This window comes from Mesorhizobium sp. 131-2-1 (genome assembly GCF_016756535.1).
GTDB lineage: Bacteria > Pseudomonadota > Alphaproteobacteria > Rhizobiales > Rhizobiaceae > Mesorhizobium.
Window position 1 is genome coordinate 6,676,457 of sequence record NZ_AP023247.1, and the last position, 20,379, is coordinate 6,696,835.

Here is a 20,379-nt window from a genome sequence, read left to right on the forward strand (position 1 = left end):
GGGGAGCGGCCGTGCTTGGCCCGCTGACGCCCGCCGGGGTGCAGCAACAACGTGGCCAATGGGAGAGGACAACACGCTGTGATTAAGGTCCTGGTCGTCGAAGACGATGCAGATACGGCCGATGAGATCGTCGACGAATTCTGTGCGGCGGGGTTCGAAGTCGAGCGCGCCGCGACCGGGCCGGACGGGTTGACTAAAGCCAAAACCCAGGCCTTTGACGTGATCACGCTCGATCGCCTACTGCCTGGCCTAGACGGTCTGAGCCTTCTCGAAAACTTGCGCGGAGGCGGCGTGGATACGCCGGTTATGGTCCTCAGTGCACTGTCCAGTGTTGACGAGCGCATAAGAGGATTGCGGGCGGGCGGGGACGACTACCTCGTGAAACCGTTCTCGCTGGCTGAACTGCGGACGCGCATCGAGGTGCTGGCGCGCCGCACTCCCGATCAGCGAGCCACGGTCCTGCGGCTCGCCGACCTGGAACTTGACCTTTTGACCCGCACGGTACGACGCGGTACCCGCATCGTCGAACTCGTACCGCGCGAGATCACCCTGCTCGAATATCTGCTTCGGCATGCCGAGCAAGTCGTCACGCGAGGGATGCTTTTCGAGCATGTCTGGCACTATCGCTTCGATCCAGGAACGAACCTCGTCGACGTTCATATCGGCCGGTTGCGCCGTAAGATCGATCTGGCAGATGAGTTGCCGCTGATCCATACGATTCGTGGTCGGGGGTTTGTCCTTCGTGCACAGGACTAGGATCTTCCAAACGGCCAGCTTCCGCCGCACGATCGGCGCGGCGGGGATCCTTGCCCTCGCGCTTCTGCTGATGGCTGGGTTTTTCTACAGGGAGACAGTTGGCTATCTCACCAAACAGATCGACGATTCGCTGATCGGCGATGCGCGTTCTTTCGCACGGGATGATCCGGCATCCCTTCCAGCCCGCATCGAGAAAGCATTGGCTATCGACAAGCGGCAGGAAAAGGCCTTCGGCATCTTCTCAGCCGATCGCACGCGGCTCGCCGGTAACATCGCAATACTGCCATCAACATTGCCGGAGCTCGATATCCCGACAACTCTGGTGCTATCCCTGGACAACGGTGCGGAGAAGCGATCGGAGAGCGTACGCGGCGTCGCGACCATCCTCACCAATGGCAGCATACTTATACTGGGGCGTGCAACGGCATCGCTGGACGAAATAAAAGAAATCGTCGCTAGGGCCATGGCGCTCGCAATCATCCCTGCGATCGCGCTTTCGTTGATCGGCGGGCTGGTGATGAGCCGGGCGATGTTACGGCGCGTCGAGGCTGTGCGCCGAGCCTGTAGTTCCATCATGGAGGGCCATTTCGACCGAAGATTGCCGGTTCATAAGCGCCAAGACGAATTCGACAAGCTGTCGGTGATCGTCAACACGATGCTGGACGAGATCGAGCGGCTCATAGCGGAAGTGAAAGGGGTCGGCGATTCCATTGCCCATGACCTCCGAACGCCGCTGACGCGCTTGCGCGCACGCCTTGAGCGCAGTTTGCGTGCAATTTCGGGTGATGCACCTGTCAGGGCTGCGATGCAGAAGTCCTTGGCGGACATCGACCAGCTGCTGGCGACGATCGCTGCCCTGATGCGGATTGCCGAGGTGGAGCAGAGCCGCCGCCGTGAGAATTTTTCACGTGTCGATCTCGGCGACATCGTGACCGCGTTGGCTGAATTCTATGGGCCGATCGCAGAAGAAGGCGGCCTCGATTTCGCAGTCGTTTGCCAGCCGGCGGTGCCGATAGACGCTGATGGCGACTTGCTGTTCGAGGCGTTAGCTAATCTCGTCGACAACGCAATAAAATTCACCCCGCCGGGCGGGCGGGTCGGGCTAGAGCTTGTTGGCACGCCGACAGCAGCGGTCGTGCGGGTTTGGGATACGGGACCCGGCATTCCCTTCGAGGAGCGGGGCAACGTGCTCCGGCGCTTCTATCGCCTCGACCGCAGCCGCCATGATCCGGGATATGGGCTCGGATTGAGCCTTGTCGCAGCCATAGCGCGGCTGCATCAATTTTCATTAAGCCTTCGCGATCACGAGGGCGGCGGACTGAGTGCTGAACTATCCTGTCCGGCGGCCCGAGTGAGTAATAGGCTTTGATAAAAAGGGCGATGTGATGGCGACGTCAAGTCCGGGCTTTTAGAGCCTCACTTTCGGCAGAGTCGGCGTAGTGCGGCCATGGACATCCCGGCGTCTCCTGGGACCGTGTTGACGTGAATTTCGCTCGGCACGAAGGGTGCGTTTACCATCCGCTTCATTGGGCTCTCGCACCACCAATGCGCATGCGACAATCGCGCCCTCCGCCAACGACGGCGCTCCCCAGCCGTAGGGAATCGCTCTGTTGTCTGAGGGGATCAAACGCGCTTCACGCGTCTTCTGCTCGTCCGGCCATCTGCTGAAGCCGTTCACCAAATCGGCCAACTCTGAATCCGAAAATCCGTCGAGATTGCCGTCGCGGGCAACCACCGCGCCGGCGATGGCAAGCGTCTCTTCGCGCGCCTTCTGCTGGTCCGACATTGCGTCGGAGATGCGATGCGGGCCTCCTTCGCTATCAGGACGCCCTGCTTGTCCGACCAACTCTCCGGTGCTGCCCATATTCCCTCTCCGATCCAGCAAAACGCATCGCCTAAAGCCTGTGAACAACAGGGCATCATTGGTTTGAGGGCGGTCACGCGAGACTGCAACGGCATGCTTAAAAGCCGCAGCATTCACGCAGCGGCAACTGCCTCGACAACGCCGCAATGAAAAGCTTCTTCGCCACTCGATCGCTTCGACATCAGGCTGAAGCTCAAAGGGCTGAGCCCTATACAAAGGCCCCTAAATCACTGTGAACCGTACCGCTTTGCGGGGAGAATCTACGGTTTTTTCATTGCGGTACAGATTGAGCGATATCGATCAGGCAGCGTTCGAAATCCAGTTCAAAAGAGCTGTCTTCGGTTTGGCGCCGACCGAGAAATCGGCCACTTCGCCGCCCTTGAAGATCGCGAGCGCCGGAATGGAGCGCACGCCCAATTGGGCGGCGAGTTCCGGGTTTTCATCGATGTTGAGCTTGGCGACCTTGATCTTGCTTTCCATCTCGACGGAGATTTCCTCGAGGCTCGGAGCAATCATCTTGCAGGGATCGCACCATTCGGCCCAGAAATCGACGACGACGGGTGCTGCGGATTCCAGAACTTCCGACTGGAAGTTATTTATATCGACTTTCACGGTAGCCATGGCTGCTCCTTCTCATCGGCCGCTCCAGTTTGCGCTTCCTCTACCGGAGCTGAAGTTCCGGCTTCATGTTGGACCCGACACTGATCCTGATCGGCAAGATCGAGATATTTCTCGCCGTGACCGAGAGCAATGGGATCCGGGGGGAAGTATCTGCTTCACAAGCGGCAAAATACCCGCCATTATCAAGAAGCGTACTCAATCCACGTGATAGCCGAACGCTGTTTCCACTTTGACTGAGCCTCGGGTGAGATGATGTAAGTTTTCCGAGCGGCAAGTGGACCTCCGTTCAATATCGAATGCGCCGATTTGAGCGTGTCCTTTAATGAAGATCCAAAATTCTGAAGCGTCAACGTCGAAACGGGTTACACTCGTAATATGGATAGATCGGACATGCTGGACTTGGCTCGCAAGCATGGGATCTCCGAAGCGACGATCTACAATTGGAAGGCCAAATTCGGCGGCATGGACGTTTCCGAGGCGAAGCGGCTGAGGGCCTTGGAAAAGGAGAACGCGAAGCTGAAGAAGCTTCTGGCTGAGCAGATGCTCGACGCGGCCGCCCTTCGCGAGCTGCTTTCAAAAAATGTTGACCCGCCCCGTGTAAGGGTCGTTTCGATCAGGACGATGCAGTCTGCACAAATGTATCCGGCCTCTTGCAAGTGGGCCGCTGTCGCGGCCAGGCCATGATGAGATCCGCCCGTGCGGTTCCCAAATAAATGGTGGTCGGGCTCACAACCCGCTTTTTTGCACAGGGCTTATGGCGCGCCGATCGACTGTCTCGTCCTCACTTTCACGAGCCTCGCAGTCTGGAACAAATGGGATCAGCTAGAGGCCGGATCCCGCCGTTCGTAGCTTGCGCCGGGCTTAGTCATCACTACCCATGCGATCCGCCCAATCTTGGCCGCCAAGGCGACGGTGACCTTGTTAGTGTGCATGCGTGCCTGAAGTCCATCAAGCCAGGCGCCAAGGTGATATCGCGAGCGATCAAGGTGTGTCACGCAGGAGCGGGCGCCATGGATGATCATCCGGCGCAGATATCGGTTGCCGCGCTTGCTTATTCCCAACAGCTTCGTTTCTCTCCCGTAGAGTATTCTCTGGGAACAAGACCCAAGCTGCCATATCGCGGGCCTCTTTGAACTGTCGGGCAGATCCAGCTGCTGCCAAAAGCGCCCTCGCCGCGAGTGGACCAATGCCCGGGATAGTCATTAATCGACGTGCGGTATCGCTTTGAAAGGCAATCGCCTCGCGGTTGACTTCAGCAATCCGCAGCTCCATCTGCCGCAGCTCGTCGAACGTGTAGATGCAAGAATGCGACGCATACCCGAAGCTACCCCAGAAGAGATGAACGGGGCTGACTTTGCCCAAATATGAGGCCCGGAGCCTTTGGACCACTACCGACACTGATATGAACGCCCTAAAGACCGCGCGACAGCCTCGCTGTCATAGGGCCGCTCGATCAGCGCATGCGACGCGTGCTGTCCGTCCATCGGTGGATGTACCGACAAGCTGGTGATCGACAAGGTCGAAGCTCAACTCGATCTCACCCACGCTATCCGGCACCAGGCCGGTGGTGAACCCACGGGCGTTCGGGTAGAACATCGCATGCCATGAGTGGTTCACCCACGGTGTTCGCGCGAGCCGATATTTGCCAACGATCTGTGCGTAGAGCTGCAGCGCAGCGGCTGTATCGCGCCACGGCAGATATGGGATATCCGGCCACCTCTCATCCATGTCTCACTCCATGTCTCCGCCGTGAATAGAGAATCGATCCATTTTGCGCCCGATTGACAGGTCCCGACCTGACCGCAGCCTGCGTTCTTAGGCACCTGGATACGCCCAAATGGTACATGATCGGACTGACGATGAACGAGGCCGCGAGCTCCTGCGCAGTCGGACCGGCAAACACTTCGGTGACGGCGATCGTTCGAGGCTCTCCCGATTTGTGAAAGCAATCGAGGAGACAATCCGAGCCAAACTCAGAAATAGTCGGATCGGCCCCAGAGATAAGGTTCAGGAGCGATGGGGCTGGGGGAACGGCAATATTCGGGAACAGAACCAACCACTGAAGAATTTTGTTGGTATTTCTGTTGGCTTGAGCGGCCGTCGGCCAGCGCTAACCGCTTAGAACTAAGTCCAGATTTCCCCCGCTTGGATTCCGCCTGGGCGGGTGAGCCCAATGCGCATATTGACCGAGTTCAAGCGTCGCATTTCAAAAGATTGCTTCGCTGTGGCCTAGACCCTGCCACGGTGTCGATGAGGCTGCGAAAATCCGGTCGACCTTCGCTGCGAACTGCAACGTGCGACCGGAGGCCACAAGCGCAAGGCTGTGCCAGTACGCCTGATCTGAAATTTCGCGGGGGGGCCGAGAGCTGCCTCGATTATTCCGAACGATGCAAGCGAAAGACCACCAGTTCTCTTCTGAAATCCTGATCACAACATCGTTGCCGCTCTGTCATCCGGCGTGCCAAAATGAGGGCGTCGTTCGAACGATATATGCAGCCCGCTCTCCGACAAAAACTGACGTGCGCGATCGGTGTCGCGCTGGCCAACCCGAGATACCCAATCGGAAAACAGGCGGACCGCGCGCCGGTTCATGTGCCTGGAAGGACAGACCAGCCAATAGCCGGGAAACTCAATGACGTCGAACTCGGTCGATACCGGCACCAGGGAACCCGACACGAAATCTTCGAACGCGATTGTCGTGCTTTCCAGGACCACGCCTGCTCCGTCCTTGGCCAATTGAACCGACATTGACGAACGGTCGAAACGGTAGGGATACGTCATGCGGGCGCCCTGGATACCGTTGCGCGGCAGCCAATAGTCCCACCGGAAATAGGCCTTCACGCTGTCGATCAGTCTCGCATGGCGAAGCTGCTCGCGCGGATCGACTGACAGTCCGCGCAGCTCCGCCAGATAGGATGGCGAGCACATCGGAAGGATGAGGTCGTTGACGACGCAATCGGAGTAAAGGCCAGCCCAGCCACCGTCGCCATAGCGTAGATCGAGATCGATGACCTCGGTTTCGAAGTCCGAGAAATTGGGCGTGGCGTCCACCCGCAGGTTCCAGCTCGGATAGTCCTTGCTGAACTCAGCCAACCGGGGCGCCAACCACTTCTCGCCGAAAGAAGGACTGACGCGAAGGCTGAGCTGGAAGCTTTCGCGCTGGCGAACAATGGCATTTCGCACCTCACGAATGGATTCGAAGGCCTGGGTCGTGGTCTGGAAAAGTCGTTCGCCGTCGATGGTCAGCGAGAGATGGCGCTTTTCTCGCTGGAAAAGCCGCACGCCGAGTTGGTGTTCGAGCAACCGCAGTTGCTGGCTGACCGCTGAAGGTGTCACCTGCAACTCCTGCGCAGCCTTTGCCACGCCGCCGAGCCGGGCGACGGCCTCGAAATGGGTCATCGAATTGAACTTGATATCCGACATCTTTCTGGTCAGTCAGTTAAGTTCAGCTACACAGGATGTTAAGAAACGAGAATTGAGCCGAATGTCAATCAGTCGCATGATCCTGTCGTCTCGGGAGGAGATACAGGATGGAACCGGGTTCAACCCAAAGCTTGGGTAGCGCCGGCAACGTGCCGGGAGTTGGACAGGTATCGACCAGGAAGCCCCTGATCGAAGCTGCCAATGTCGAAAAAAGTTATGGCGCAACCCGTGTCCTACGAGGTGTGAGCTTTCAGGTCCGGGCTGGCGAAATCCACGCGCTCCTGGGAGGTAACGGCGCCGGCAAAAGCACTCTCATCCGCATCATTACGGGGCTGACATCACGCGATGCCGGCGAAATTAACGTCGCCTCGTCGAAGGCCGGCCGCACCAGCCCGATCATCGCGGTGGTGCATCAGGAGCTGGCGCTGTTGCCCGAGCTGTCGGTCGCGGAGAACATCGGCATCGTACATGCAAGGTCGGGCTGGTCGCAGATCAGCCGTCGCCGCATGCGTGAAATTGCCCTTAGAGCGCTCCAGCTGATCGACCCGGCGATCGGCGAAGAGATCATCGATCTGCCAGCACGCAAATTGTCGCTTCATGAAGGCCAGATCGTCGAGATCGCTCGTGCCCTTTCCACTGGAGCAGAAGTCCTGCTTCTCGACGAGCCCACGGCCAACCTCACCGCCGGCGAGACAGCCAAACTTTTCTGGGTGCTCAAGCGGTTGGTGCACGAGGAGGGCATTGGCATCGTCTTTGTTTCTCACCGCATGCGGGAAATCCGCGCGCTCTGCGATGTCTGCACGATTTTGCGCGATGGCGTCACGATCGCCAATGCCACGTCACTTGCCCTGCTTAGCGACGCCGAGATCGTCCAGCAGATGGGACAACCCGCACAGGGTCCGGCAATGCACCGCAACCCGCAAAAACGCCGCCGACAGGGCGCCCCCGTCGAACTCCTTGGCCCTGGAGATGTCAGGATCGCGATTTCGTCTGGCACCATCCTGGGACTGGCCGGCGCACCCGCGGGTCCGACCGGTCTCATAGCTCCCCTTGTGGGCGCCGGGCCTGGAGCTGGCTGGCGCCTTTCCGGAGAGGGTTTTGCCGACCGGTTCTCGTCTCCAGCGGCAGCGGCGCGCGCAGGCATTGGCTTCGTCTCGGGCGACCGGGCAACCAAGGGCATCCTTTCTCAGCTTCCCATCGTCGACAACGTGCTTGCAGCACGCAGGGTTCGCGAGAGGCGGCGGATCGTTGCCGCGGCCGAGAGGCAGGAATGTCGCGATCTCGTTTCGGCGCTGAAGTTGAAAGCCGCCTCGATCTGGGACCTGCCGGCTTCGCTGTCCGGCGGCAACCAGCAAAAGCTTCTCGTCGCACGCTGGCTTGGGTTGCCGCTCAGGATGGTGGTGCTGGAAGAGCCGACGCGGGGCGTCGACATCGGCACCAAGCATGACATTTACGGCTTGATCCGGGAGATGGCCGACGCCGGCGCGATCATCATCTGGTGGTCGACCGAGAATGTCGAACTGCTCGAGCTTTGCGATGCCATTTTCGCCTTCGACACCGATGGGCAGCCAAAGGGATTCCTGCCTGATGAGCACTACACCGAAGACGGGCTCGCCGAACTGACGGGGATGGCGGCATGACCGACGCGACCAACGGCAACACGACCACCAGCAAGCTCCGGAGCGCCACGTCACGCGTCCCAGCCGTTCTTTTGTCCTACCGCACGGAAGCCGCGATTGCAGCGGCAATCGTGGTCCTGCTGCTGGCCGTTGGCATGTTCGTGCCCGCCGCACTCAGCATGGGTAATTTGCAAAACATCGTCCAGGCCGCCGCGCCTCTCATCATCATGTCGCTCGGTGTTTTGCTGGTCGTGGTCACCGGCGGCATCGATCTTTCGGTCGGTTCAGTCTTTTCCCTGACCGGGATGGTGACCGCGCTGGCGATGGCCAATGGCGCTGACGGACTGACCGCCAGCGCCGCCGGCCTGGCGGTCGGCTTGGGGTTCGGCGCGATCAATGGTCTTCTGGTCACGGTCGTCGGGCTCGCGCCTTTCGTCGTCACGCTCATCACCTACGCGGTGGCGGGCAGCCTGGCCTTCATCGTCACCAACGGCCGTTCGATGCCGATCGGCGCACCGGATTTCTGGCTCCTGAATTCCGGCGAGATCGTCCCCGGCATGCCCAACCATCTCGTGGTCTGCATCGTACTGATGGTCGCGCTGGAATATGTGCTGCGCAAAGTCGTGGTCGGACGCTGGTTCTATGCCGTCGGCTCGTCGGCAATTGCGGCACGGCTGCTTGGCATCCCTGTTCTGCGCATCAAGTTCGCGGCCTATGTCGCTTCGGGCCTGCTTGCCTCTTTCGCGGGGCTGCTGACGGTCAGCTACATCCTCAACGCCGAAGCCACGGCAGGGGCGAGCCTGATGCTGCAGGCGATTGCCGCTGTGGTCATTGGCGGGGCCAGCCTTTTTGGCGGAACCGGCAGCGCGATCGGCGCCGTGCTGGGCGCGCTGATGATCACCTGCATCCAGAACGGTGTGAACCTCATTGGCGTGAACAGCTTCTGGCAAGGCTCGGTCACAGGCGCCGCAATCCTGCTCGCGGTTTTGATCGACCGCTTCAGCAACAAGAACCGCATCTAGATCATCAACGGGAGGAACCAAGATGAAGTTGAAGAGCATCCTGATTGCAGCTTTGGCGACGGCCGCCTTGTCAAGCGCGTCGTACGCCGAAGACAAGAAGACCGTCGCCTACATCGCCCCATCGCTCGACATTTCCTATTGGCAGTGGGTTGGCTACGGCGTGAAGGAGAAGGCCAAGGAACTCGGCATGGACTATGTCGAGTACACGTCGGAAAACTCACCCGCCAAGCAGATGGACAATGCCAGGACCGCGGTTACCAAAGGCGTCTCGGCCATCGTGATCGGCCCAGTCAGCTCGACATCGACCCCGCCGCTGCTCGACTATCTGGCGAAGCAGAAAGTGCCGATCGCGTTCGCCGGCATCGGGCCGCAGCCAGGCCTCACCAATTACACATCCTCGGTCACTGCCAACAACTATGAGACCGGCAAGGCGCAAGGCAAGTTCACCTGCGAGCTCGCCAAGGAGCGTGGCGGCAACAAGGTTGGCATGCTGTCGCTGCCGCAGGATCGGGAGAATGCGCAGAAATATCTGAAGGGCGCCAAGGAAGCCTTCGCCGCCAACGGGTGCGATCTCGTCCAGATGCTGGAAACACGCGGCCTCACCATCAACGAAGCCGTCACCCAGGCAAACGACCTCTTAACCGCCAATCCCGACGTCAAGGCCATTTACGGTATGTATGACGAAGCCGGCAGCGGCGCCGCCAAAGTTGTCGAGACCCGCGGCCTGACCGGCAAGATCAGCATTACCGTTGCAGACGGCTCGCCGACGACGATCGCGCTGCTCAAGAAGGGAGCGATCCAGGGCATCTTCTTCCAGGAAGCGGTCGGCCAAGGCATCGACGGCACCCAACAGGTCTACAACGCCTTGACGGGCGCTCCGGTGACCCAGGACCTGGCCCTGGTCATGCCGCTCGTTACCGCCGACAAGGTCGACAGTCCCGAGGCCAAGAAGGTCATCGACCGCGTGTTTCCCCCAAGCAACTGACCTCCACCCAATGGACCCGCCGGGAGAGGCCGGCGGGTCCAGATCCCGAGCGAGGAATTCAGACCGTGTCCGAGCTGCCGTTCATCGATCCGCACCATCATTTGTGGGATCTGGAAGCCAATTACTATCCGTGGCTGAGCGACGGGGTTAAGCCGTCGGCCTTCGGCGACTACGACGCAATCCGCAAGAGCTATCGTCTCGACGACTATCTTGAGGACGCCAGGAACCAGAACCTCGTGAAATCGGTGCATCTGGACGTTGGGTTCGATCCCAGCGATTCGGTCGGGGAGACCCGGTGGCTGCAGGAAATCGCGAACAAGCGGGGCTTCCCCCATGGCATCGTCGGCTATGCCGACCTGTCCAAACCCGACGTCGGCGACCTCCTCGACCGGCACATGGAGTATCCAAACTTCAGGGGTATCCGGCAGTCGATGAATTATCATCAAGACCCTGCCAAGACCTATCAGGCGCGGCCTGGGGTCAGTCGTACTCCCGAATGGCGGCGCGGCTTCAGGGAATTGGCGAAGCGCCGACTGAGCTTCGACCTGCAGCTCTATTATCCGCAGATGGAAGAGTTTCTCCAGCTCGCGCGCGACTTTCCCGACGTCCAGATCATTCTCAATCACACCGGCATGCAGGTCGATGGCCCAGAGCATTTCGAGGCCTGGAAAAAAGGCATGCACAGATTGGCGCAAGCGCCGAACATCGCCTGCAAGATCTCGGGTCTCGGCATGGGCGACTGGTCCTGGACGACGGCGTCGATCCGTCCCTATGTCGAGGAGGCGATCGCGGCCTTTGGTGTCGGCCGCTCAATGTTCGCGACGAACTTCCCCGTCGACAAGCTGTTCTCGAGCTTCGACGCCATCGTGAACGCCTTCAAGGAGATCACGCAAGGCTACACACACGAGGAGCGGCTTGCATTGTTCCACGACAACGCCGCTCGCTACTACCGGCTCTAGATCATCCGCCGAAACAATTGAGACAGCAGGAGACTTTGACATGTTGCTGAAGGGCAAGGCCGTGGTGATTTCGGGTGCCGCGAGTCCCCGGGGAATTGGCCGCTCCACGGCAACGCTGATGGCGGAGCAAGGCGCGCGCATTGCTATTCTTGACCTCGATAAGGAACGAGCCCGTGACGCCGCCGCGTCGCTTGGGCCCGAGCATATCGGCCTCGCCTGCAATGTCGCCGACCTCGATGCCTGCAAGAGGGCTGCGGCAGAAGTGACCGAAGCGTTCGGAAGGGTCGAGGTGTTATGCAACATTGCCGGGATCACGCAGCCCGTAAAGACACTGGACATCGGTCCGGCCGACTGGGACCGCATCCTCGATGTCAATCTGCGCGGCGTGCTCTATCTCAGCCAGGCCTTCATCCCGCATATGCGTGAAAATGGCGGCGGCTCGATCATCTGCATGTCGTCGGTTTCAGCGCAACGCGGCGGCGGCATCTTCGGTGGCCCGCATTACTCAGCCGCCAAGGCGGGTGTGCTCGGCCTCGCCAAGGCCATGGCACGCGAATTCGGGCCTGACGGCATTCGCATCAACTGCGTCACGCCTGGCCTGATCCAGACCGACATAACCGGCGGCAAACTGACCGATGCCATGCGCGCTGACATCATCAAGGGTATCCCGCTCAGTCGCCTGGGCGATGCGCGTGACGTGGCGGGCGCCTACCTCTTCCTCGCCTCCGATCTGGCCAGCTACATCACCGGTGCCGTGATCGACGTCAATGGGGGGATGCTGATCCATGGCTGACGGGACAACGGAATTCGAGATGCCACGCGCGGGCAGCAATGTCAGCCTTGCCGAACGCGCCTATCGCATCCGTCGACATGCCGTGCGCATGGGCGAAGTCCAGGGCCAGGGCTATGTCGGGCAGGCGCTCGGCGTCGCCGATGTGCTTGCGGTCGCCTATTTCCATGCACTTCGCTACCGGCCGGACGACACGCTGTGGGAGGGACGCGATCGCTTCCTCCTATCCATCGGACACTATGCGATCGCACTCTACGCGGCATTGATCGAAGCAGGCGTGCTGCCGGAGGAAGAGCTCGAGACCTACGGTACCGACGACAGCCGCATGCCGATGTCCGGCATGGCGGCGTACACACCTGGCATGGAGATCACCGGCGGCTCGCTTGGTCACGGTCTTGGTATTGCCGTCGGCATGTGCCTGGGACTGAAACGCAAGCAGAGCGATTGTTTCGTCTACAACCTCTTGTCCGACGGTGAGCTTGGCGAGGGTTCGACCTGGGAAGCAGCGATGTCTGCCGCCCATCACAAGCTCGACAACCTCATCGCCATCGTCGACTTCAACAACCTGCAGGCCGACGGCCCCTCCACAGCCATGCTTTCTTCGGAGCCGGTGACCGACAAGTTCGAGGCCTTCGGCTGGCACGTGCAGCGCGTTGACGGCAACGACATCGACTCCGTCCGCGCTGCATTCGACAACGCCCGGGGTCTCAAGGATCCGCGTCCACGTATCATCGTCTGTGACACCCGCATGGGTAAGGGTGTGCCTTTCCTGGAGGCCCGCGACATCACGCATTTCATCCGCGTCGAGCCCTATGAGTGGGCTCTGGCGCTCGAGGCTCTGGAAAAGGGACGTCCGCAGTGAGGCAGTCAAAATTCGCGCCGCGCCACGCCGTCAACGCGGGTGAGCGCAAGACCACCTCGGCGATGATCGCCTCGATCGCGCCCGATGGCGTTCCGACGCGCAGTGCGCCGTTCGGACACACGCTTGCAAGGCTAGCCCATCAGCGGCCCGGAATCGTGGGTTTGACGGCTGATCTTGCGAAATACACTGACCTTCATGTGTTCGCGCAGGAGCATCCGGATCGCTTCTATCAAATGGGCATGGCCGAGCAGGTGCTGATGAGTGCCGCCGCCGGCCTGGCGCGGGAGGGTTTCACGCCCTTCGCCACGACCTACGCTGTCTTTGCCTCCCGACGGGCCTACGATTTCATCTGCATGGCGATTGCCGAGGAGAAGCTCGACGTCAAGATCGTCTGCGCCCTGCCGGGGCTGACCACCGGCTACGGCCCCAGCCACCAGGCGACAGAAGACATCGCGATCTTCCGCGGCATGCCGAACCTGACGATCATCGACCCTTGCGACGCGCTCGACATCGAACAGGCCACGGAGGCAATCGCGGACTACAAGGGCCCGGTCTACATGCGGCTTTTGCGCGGCAAAGTTCCTGTCGTGCTCGACGAATACGACTACACGTTCGAGATCGGCAAGGCGCGGCTGTTGCGCGATGGGGCGGACGTGCTGTTCATTTCCAGCGGCCTGATGACCATGCGAGTGCTGGAGGCCGCGAAGGCGCTTGAAGCAGACCGCATCGACTGCGCGGTGCTGCACGTGCCGACGATCAAACCTCTGGACACGCAGGCGATACTTGATGGCGCGCGCCGTCCGGGACGGCTGGTGGTGGTGGCGGAGAATCACACCATCATTGGTGGCCTAGGCGAAGGCGTTGCCGCGTTGCTGATGCGGGAGGGCGTGGCCCCAGTCTTTCGCCAGATTGCCCTGCCCGACGAGTTCCTCGATGCTGGCGCACTGCTGACGCTTCATGATCGCTACGGGATCTCATCGTCCGAGCTCGTGCGTCGTGTCCGCAAATGGACAGAGTAAAAGCAAAGCAGGAGCTCGAGCTAATTCTTCGCGGTCGCATGTCCGCTTTCGGCAACGGGCCAGAATTGGTGTTGATCACCGACATGCTGCGCAAAGCTGCCGTGTTGACGAGCGGGTGATAAGTCGCTTCGATGCTCTACTGCGTCAAAGATTAGATACGGCGGCGTCGGAGCGATAAGCAATTTTCGGGAACCGAATCAATCCACAGAAATTTTTTGTTGGTATTTTTGTTGGTCCGCGCTGCTATTGCTCCATGCCGAGGCGATTGAAAACGAATTCAAATTTCCTCTACTTGGATTCCGCCTCTGGGCACCATCCTTTTCAAGAGCTTAGTGCAATCTCGTCAAATCTTAGGCTCGCTATAGGCTCGGGAAAGGGCGATCTGCCTAGACACGATCCACAGGTTCGATTGCGGCAGTTTCTGGAAACTTTGATTCATTCGTTTGCACGCCGGATCACCCGGTATCACCCCTGAGGAGAGCCCGCACTCGGGCGGGCTATTCGGGCACGCTCCGGTGCCCGGATGTGCTCGAGTGAGACGAGTGCCCAAACATGGTTCCTATTTGGCGCAATCCCACGCGCACGTTCCAGCTTGCTGGCTCGCAGGCGGGCAACGCCAGAGCGCCATGACGCGGGGCTCCGTTGTGCTGAACTTGTACGCCATCCTCGCGCGTGATATCAATTCTGATGCGTGGATTGCTGATACTTTTCGTATTGGCGTTTGCCGCGACCAATGCAGCGGCGGGCGATGTGCTGTTCGACGCCATAGCTGCCGGCGACAAAGCGGGTGTCGAGCAAGCTCTCGCGAGTGGTGCCGACGTTGACAGCCGGGCACGCGACCAGGCAACCCTTCTCATCGCTGCTGCGCTCGACGACCAGCCAGCAATTGCGGAATTGCTGCTGAGCAAGGGCGCCGACGTCATGGCCCGGAACTCGGGCGGCTTCACACCGCTCCACGCGGCGGCCTTCTCGGGCAGCCTGCCGATCGCCAAGCTGCTGCTGGCAAAAGGCGCGGTGCTCGACGATGCCGCCAACAAGGCGGGTGTTACGCCGTTGCTGGTGGCCGGCGAGGAAAACCACGTTGAACTGGCCGAATTCCTTATTGCGAAAGGTGCCGATGTGAACCATCCCGAGGGTCATGGCTACATGCCGACAACGCGCGCATTCTGGAAGGGCAACACGGATATCATACGACTTTTCAAACGCCATGGTGCTACCTGCCAAGCCAAAATCCTTGGCGAGGCGAACGCGGCGAAGTGCGCAGAGATCCACGATTAACGGAGGATGCAGATGAGCACGATGATCAACTCACGACTTCGGAATTTGGGCGCGACTGCCCTAGTCGCTGTAGCTGCGGTCGCCGGCGCGGGGTCGGCCTGGGCCGACGATTCGGTAAACACCGGCTATTTCGGCGGTGTGGCGATCATGGGCTACGACACGGTCGCTTACTTCACTGACGGCAAGGCCGTGAAGGGCTCCGAAGAGTTCACTTATGAATGGCTGGGGACGCCTTGGCATTTCGCCAGCAAGAAACACCAGGAAATGTTCATGAGCGAACCGGTCAAGTACGCGCCTCAATATGGCGGCTACTGTGCCGGCGAAGTCGTCGGCGGTGGGGTCACGGTCAATGTCGATCCGGAAGCATTCAAGATAATCGACGGCAAGCTCTACCTAATCTACGATGTCGGCAATGCGGACAATTTCGCCGCGCATGCGGCTGAAGAAATACCGAAAGCCGATGCCAACTGGCCGAAGGTCGCGGCCAATTTGGAGCTCGACAAGTATCACTGAGACCAGGTTCGCCTACTGGACGACCGTGAAGTGAAACACCTTACTTGTATTGGCATAGGAGTAGCCTTTGCCGGTAGCGTCATTGCGTCTGTAGACGGGACCGCAGTCGGGGCGCCCGAACAGGTTCTCGCTCTGCTCGCACAAGAGATCGCCATCGACGTAGACGGTCTCTGTGACCAGCCGCGTCGTCGTGCGGAAGGCCGCCTTGCCGTCGCTCCCGATCTGGAGGAAGGCTGGTTGGAGACCGGGTTCGATCTGGCCTTGCAACGTATGGCCAATGACGAGGGACGCGATCTCAGCACCCTTCAACTGGTCGTGCTCGTCCGGGGTAAAGCCATAGCGCCATTGGGGTAGGCCTGCCTGGCGCAGTGCGTTGACGAGGATCGCCAGATCCTGCGGGTTCCGGAAATGTGCATGAGTCATCTGCCACCCAGCCAAAGAGTCCACGTAGCTGGACCCTGCTACGAGGTGGAGCCCAGCTGCGATTTCGGCTTTCGCATCCGGTAGACGGCCGCCGCGGACATACGCCGCAGCGAGTGTAAACCGAAAGTTGCCAACCGTGGACGCATCGTCGCGGGTGCGTTCGAGAGTCTCGATCGCTTTATCGACATTCCCCTGCAGAAGAAAAACCAGCCCAGCAGTTTCCCTGTTGATGGCGGAGAGGTCGGGGTCGAGCCTGAGCGCTGTCTCGACCGCTGCGGCTGCCTCGGCATAATTGCCGGCGCATAACTGGACATATCCAAGGGCTGCTTGCGCCTCTGCATCGCCCGGACCGATTGAAACAGCCTTCCTGGCAGAGGCAATCGCATCTTCGTAGCGGCGATTCACGACCTGCATGACACCGAGAATTGCATAGGGCGATGAAAGGTCCGGTTCGAGTTCCAAGGCTCGGCTCGCCTTCTCATAGGCTCGCTTGCGCGCGGGCGCGCTCTGCATGATGTCGTTGAAGGCCTCGCGCCAGATATAGACTGTCGTGCGCGCGTCAGCCGCAAAGGCTTCCGCGAAGGCGGAGTCGAGCCCCTCCGCCTTTTCATAGAGCGCAAGCGCCTGCCGCAGACCGGCCAGCAGGCCGCTGCGTGACGCCGTCTCGGCTTGTAGATAGTAATCGTAGGCCTCGAGATTGTTCGTCGGCGGGCGTGCCATGCGCTCGCTTTCCGCTGCCGAAGGTTGCATGCCAAGCGCTTTGGCGATCTCCCCGCTCATCTCTTCCTGGACGGCAAACACGCCGGCCATGCCACGGTCGAACCGGTTGGCCCACAGATTGTCGCCCGTTGCCGTATCGATGAGCTGGGCATTGAGGCGGATCTGCTCGCCGGTGCGGCGGACGCTGCCCTCAACGACGTAGCGGACGCCAAGGTCGCGCGCGACATCGGCCAGCGCCGCAGGCCGATTCTTATAGGCGAAGACGGAATTGCGGGCGATGACGTCGAGACCGGAAAGCTTGGTGAGGTCGGTGATCAAATCCTCGGTGATGCCGTCCACAAAATAGTCCTGGCCTGGATCGCCGCCGAGATTTGCAAACGGCAGCACGGCAACCGATGGTCGGTCGGCCAGGGAAGATGTCCCCGATTGCCACGCAAACAATCCTGCGAGGAGCACGACGAACAGGACCGCGATTCCTGCCATCCCGATCGCCCGGGGGGATACCGGCCGGCGAACTGCCTCCTTGATTTTCCCCGAGGCTGCGGGATCCAGCAGCAGCCGATAGGCGCGAACGGGATCGGCGATGTTCTTGAGCCGCTGCTCGCCAAGACTGGCAAAGCCGACATCAACCTTGTGCAGCGCATGATCGAACGCCGTGCCCGAGATACATACACCCCCCGGCTCGGCCATCGACTCCAGTCGCGCGGCGATGTTGACGCCATCGCCATAGATGTCATTTTCCTCGACAATGACGTCGCCGAGGTTGACGCCGATGCGAAACCGGATCTGCCGGGCATCAGCGGTGCCTTTATTGCGATCGGCCATCCGGCGTTGGATCACGGCAGCGCACTGGACGGCATCGACGACGCTGGCGAACTCGACCAGCGCGCCGTCGCCCATGAGCTTGATAATGCGACCGTGGAATTCCTTGATCGCCGGGTCGACCAGTTCGCGACGGCAGCTTTTCAACCGCTCGAGCGTGCCGACCTCGTCCTCGCCCATGAGGCGGCTGTAGCCGACCACATCGGCAGCAAGTATCGCGGTAAGCCTTCGCTCCATACTCGCCGCGCCCTCCCGGTCGATCAAGCGGCTTCTTCGCTGCAGCCTATTCCAGTCCCGCGTCGGACGCGAGCGGCGCGACCGACGACGCAATGCGATGGGAATGACCGGATCGGGTCACCTCACGACATCGGACCTTGGGGGTACAACGTCCGCCATGGAACTCGACAAATATCACTGAGACGCGTGCAACTACTGAACGACAGTGAAGTGAAACACCTTGCTTGAATTGACAAAGGAATAGCCGGTGCCGGCATCGTCGCGGCGTTTGTAGACAGGTCCGCAGTCGGGGCGCCCGAACATATTCTCGCTCAGCTCGCATAAGAGATCGCGATCGACGTAGACGGTCTCGGTGACCAGCCGCGTCGTGGAGCGGAAGGCCGCCTTGCCGTCGCTCCCGATCTGAAGGAAGGCTGGTTGGAGAGCGGGTTCAAGCTGGCCCTGCAGCGTATGGCCCAGCACCAGCGAGGCGATCTCCTCGCCCTTCAAGCGGTTGTGCTCGTCGCCGGTGAAGCCGAACGGCCATTCGGGCAAGCCGGCCTGCTGCAACGCGTCGATGATGAGAGCCAAATCGCGCGGGTTACGATATTGGGCACCGTTGAGCCGATATGCAGACAATGAATCGGACCCAGCTGTCGACGTGGAACGTAGTCCCTCGGCGACCGCCGCTCTTGCATCGGGCAAACGGCCGGCGCGGGCGTAGGCCGCAGCGAGGTCAATCCTGAAATCTCCAACTGACGGCGCCTCGTCGCGGGCGCGTTCGAGCGCCTCAATCGCCTTGTCGGTGTTGCCTTGAATGAGAAAGACCAGACCGGCAATTTGCCGGTTGATGGGGGAAAGGTTGGGATCGAGCCTGAGCGCCGTCTCGACGGCAACGGCTGCCTCGGCATGATTGCCGGCAAACAGCTGGACATATCCCCGCGCGATCTGTGTCTCGGCATCTCCGGGGCCGAGCGCGACGGCTCGCTCGGCCGAAGCGATGGCTTCCTCGTAGCGGCGATCCACGACCTGCATGATGCCTAGAATCGCATAAGGCGACGAAAGGTCCGGGTCGAGTTGCAGCGCACGGCTTGCCTTCTCATAGGCGCGCTTGCGCGCGGGCGCGCTCTGCATGATGTCGTTGAACGATTCGCGCCAGATATAGACTGTCATGCTTGCGTCCGCCGCGAAGGCTTCGGCAAAGGCGGGGTCGAGCTCCTCCGCCTTGTCGTAGAGCGCGAGCGCCTCCCGCAGCCCGTCGCGCCGGCCGGTCCGTGCTGTCTGCTCGGCCCGAAGGTAGAAGTCGTAGGCTTCGAGGTTTTCGGTCGGCGGGCGCGCCATGCGCTCGCTTTCCGCTGCTGAAGGTTGCATGCCGAGCGCTTTGGCGATCTCCCCGCTCATCTCGTCCTGGACGGCAAACACGCCGGCCATGCCGCGGTCGAACCGGTTGGCCCACAGATTGTCGCCCGTTGCCGTATCGATGAGTTGGGCATTGAGGCGGATCTGCTCGCCGGTGCGGCGGACGCTCCCCTCGACGACGTAGCGGACGCCAAGGTCGCGCGCGACGTCCGCCAGCGCTGCAGGCTTGTTCTTGTAGGCGAACACCGAGTTGCGCGCGATGACGTCCAGACCGGAAAGCTTGGTGAGGTCGGTGATCAGATCCTCGGTGACGCCGTCGGCGAAATAGTCCTGGCCTGGATCGCCGCCGAGATTTGCAAACGGCAGCACGGCAACCGATGGCCGCGATGGCACCGAGAGCTTCTGCCATGCGAAAAAGCCGGCAATCGTGGCAATCGCCAGGGCGGCGGCGCCTGCCAGGATCACGGCGCGCGGGCCCGGCCGGTGTGGCGCAGCTGTGACCTTTCCCGATGCTGCGGGATCCAGCAGCAGCCGATAGGCGCGAACCGGATCGGCGATGTTCTTGAGGCGCTGCTCGCCAAGACTGGCAAAGCCGACATCAACCTTGTGCAGCGCATGATCGAACGCCGTGCCCGAGATGCATACACCTCCCGGCTCGGCCATCGACTCCAGGCGCGCGGCGATGTTGACGCCATCGCCGTAGATATCGTTTTCGTCCACGATCACATCGCCGAGGTTGACGCCGATGCGAAACCGGATCTGCCGGGCATCAGCGGTGCCTTTATTGCGATCGGCCATCCGGCGTTGGATCACGGCGGCGCACTGGACGGCATCGACGACGCTGGCGAACTCGACCAGCGCGCCGTCGCCCATGAGCTTGATAATGCGGCCGTGGAATTCCTTGATCGCCGGGTCGACCAGTTCGCGACGGCAACCCTTCAATCGTTCGAGCGTGCCGACCTCGTCCTCGCCCATGAGGCGGCTGTAGCCAACCACATCAGCAGCAAGTATCGCAGTAAGCCTTCGCTCCATACCTACCTGCGCCCTCCCCGGTCGATCAAGCGGCCTCGCTGCAGACTATTCCAGTCCCGCGTCGGACGCGAGGGTTCGACCGCTATCCCATGGGGA

17 protein-coding genes and 2 pseudogenes are annotated in these 20,379 nt (G+C 60.7%); 12 read left to right on the forward strand and 7 right to left on the reverse strand.

The window, feature by feature from the left end:
- The first annotated feature begins 78 nt into the window (after nt 1-78).
- Nucleotides 79-756 (forward strand): response regulator transcription factor, encoded by a 678-nt coding sequence (locus tag JG743_RS32095; protein WP_010913501.1) that lies wholly within the window; start codon nt 79-81, stop codon nt 754-756.
- Complete coding sequence (locus JG743_RS32100; RefSeq protein ID WP_010913500.1) at nt 743-2,125, forward strand: sensor histidine kinase; 1,383 nt, start codon at nt 743-745, stop codon at nt 2,123-2,125. Before JG743_RS32095 ends, JG743_RS32100 begins: the two co-directional genes overlap by 14 nt.
- 39 nt (nt 2,126-2,164) lie before the next feature.
- Here the strand turns inward: JG743_RS32100 and JG743_RS32105 are convergent, their stop codons facing one another.
- Nucleotides 2,165-2,620, reverse strand: a complete 456-nt coding sequence (locus JG743_RS32105; protein WP_202296437.1) for a hypothetical protein — start codon at nt 2,618-2,620, stop codon at nt 2,165-2,167.
- A gap of 300 nt (nt 2,621-2,920) precedes the next feature.
- Nucleotides 2,921-3,241 carry a thioredoxin gene (gene trxA / locus JG743_RS32110; RefSeq protein ID WP_010913498.1) on the reverse strand — a complete coding sequence of 107 codons (321 nt, stop codon included), beginning with the start codon at nt 3,239-3,241 and terminating at the stop codon, nt 2,921-2,923.
- A gap of 396 nt (nt 3,242-3,637) precedes the next feature.
- Here trxA and JG743_RS32115 point away from each other — a divergent pair.
- A pseudogene (locus JG743_RS32115) lies at nt 3,638-3,844 on the forward strand (transposase); the annotation flags it as partial.
- 215 nt (nt 3,845-4,059) lie between these two features.
- Here the strand turns inward: JG743_RS32115 and JG743_RS34910 are convergent.
- From JG743_RS34910 to JG743_RS32130, 3 genes and pseudogenes are all read right to left on the reverse strand, one after another.
- Nucleotides 4,060-4,531 (reverse strand): annotated as a pseudogene (locus JG743_RS34910) (transposase); the annotation flags it as partial.
- 147 nt (nt 4,532-4,678) lie between these two features.
- Nucleotides 4,679-4,969 (reverse strand): DUF5996 family protein, encoded by a 291-nt coding sequence (locus JG743_RS32125; protein ID WP_010913496.1) that lies wholly within the window; start codon nt 4,967-4,969, stop codon nt 4,679-4,681.
- Nucleotides 4,970-5,668: 699 nt separating this feature from the next.
- On the reverse strand, nt 5,669-6,640 hold the full coding sequence (locus JG743_RS32130; protein ID WP_244673019.1) for a LysR substrate-binding domain-containing protein: 972 nt from the start codon (nt 6,638-6,640) through the stop codon (nt 5,669-5,671).
- A 131-nt stretch (nt 6,641-6,771) separates the two neighbouring features.
- Between JG743_RS32130 and JG743_RS32135 the strand changes: the two genes are divergently transcribed.
- The 9 genes from JG743_RS32135 (at nt 6,772) to JG743_RS32175 (ending at nt 15,711) form a co-directional block, all read left to right on the forward strand.
- Nucleotides 6,772-8,304 (forward strand): ATP-binding cassette domain-containing protein, encoded by a 1,533-nt coding sequence (locus tag JG743_RS32135; protein ID WP_202296441.1) that lies wholly within the window; start codon nt 6,772-6,774, stop codon nt 8,302-8,304.
- Nucleotides 8,301-9,305 carry an ABC transporter permease gene (locus JG743_RS32140; RefSeq protein WP_202296443.1) on the forward strand — a complete coding sequence of 335 codons (1,005 nt, stop codon included), beginning with the start codon at nt 8,301-8,303 and terminating at the stop codon, nt 9,303-9,305. Before JG743_RS32135 ends, JG743_RS32140 begins: the two co-directional genes overlap by 4 nt.
- Nucleotides 9,306-9,327: 22 nt before the next feature.
- Nucleotides 9,328-10,290: a substrate-binding domain-containing protein gene (locus tag JG743_RS32145; protein WP_202296445.1), complete on the forward strand. Its 963-nt coding sequence runs from the start codon at nt 9,328-9,330 to the stop codon at nt 10,288-10,290.
- Nucleotides 10,291-10,355: 65 nt separating this feature from the next.
- Entirely contained in the window at nt 10,356-11,249 is an 894-nt protein-coding gene (locus tag JG743_RS32150; RefSeq protein WP_202296447.1) for an amidohydrolase family protein, read from the forward strand.
- A gap of 40 nt (nt 11,250-11,289) precedes the next feature.
- Nucleotides 11,290-12,042 (forward strand): SDR family NAD(P)-dependent oxidoreductase, encoded by a 753-nt coding sequence (locus JG743_RS32155; RefSeq protein ID WP_202296449.1) that lies wholly within the window; start codon nt 11,290-11,292, stop codon nt 12,040-12,042.
- Between the two features lie 19 nt (nt 12,043-12,061).
- A complete protein-coding gene (locus JG743_RS32160) occupies nt 12,062-12,901 on the forward strand; it encodes a transketolase (protein WP_202303137.1) in 840 nt (279 codons plus the stop codon).
- A complete protein-coding gene (locus JG743_RS32165) occupies nt 12,898-13,920 on the forward strand; it encodes a transketolase family protein (protein WP_202303139.1) in 1,023 nt (340 codons plus the stop codon). The genes JG743_RS32160 and JG743_RS32165 overlap by 4 nt, the downstream gene beginning before the upstream one ends.
- 687 nt (nt 13,921-14,607) lie before the next feature.
- A complete protein-coding gene (locus JG743_RS32170; RefSeq protein WP_202296451.1) occupies nt 14,608-15,198 on the forward strand; it encodes an ankyrin repeat domain-containing protein in 591 nt (196 codons plus the stop codon).
- 12 nt (nt 15,199-15,210) lie between these two features.
- Entirely contained in the window at nt 15,211-15,711 is a 501-nt protein-coding gene (locus JG743_RS32175) for a YHS domain-containing (seleno)protein (RefSeq protein WP_244673020.1), read from the forward strand.
- Between the two features lie 12 nt (nt 15,712-15,723).
- On the opposite strand, the gene JG743_RS32180 is transcribed toward JG743_RS32175, so the two are convergent.
- Together JG743_RS32180 and JG743_RS32185 are read right to left on the reverse strand one after the other, a co-directional pair.
- Nucleotides 15,724-17,913 (reverse strand): adenylate/guanylate cyclase domain-containing protein, encoded by a 2,190-nt coding sequence (locus tag JG743_RS32180; RefSeq protein WP_202303144.1) that lies wholly within the window; start codon nt 17,911-17,913, stop codon nt 15,724-15,726.
- Nucleotides 17,914-18,105: 192 nt separating this feature from the next.
- Nucleotides 18,106-20,283 (reverse strand): adenylate/guanylate cyclase domain-containing protein, encoded by a 2,178-nt coding sequence (locus JG743_RS32185; RefSeq protein WP_202296453.1) that lies wholly within the window; start codon nt 20,281-20,283, stop codon nt 18,106-18,108.
- Between the last annotated feature and the right edge of the window lie 96 nt (nt 20,284-20,379).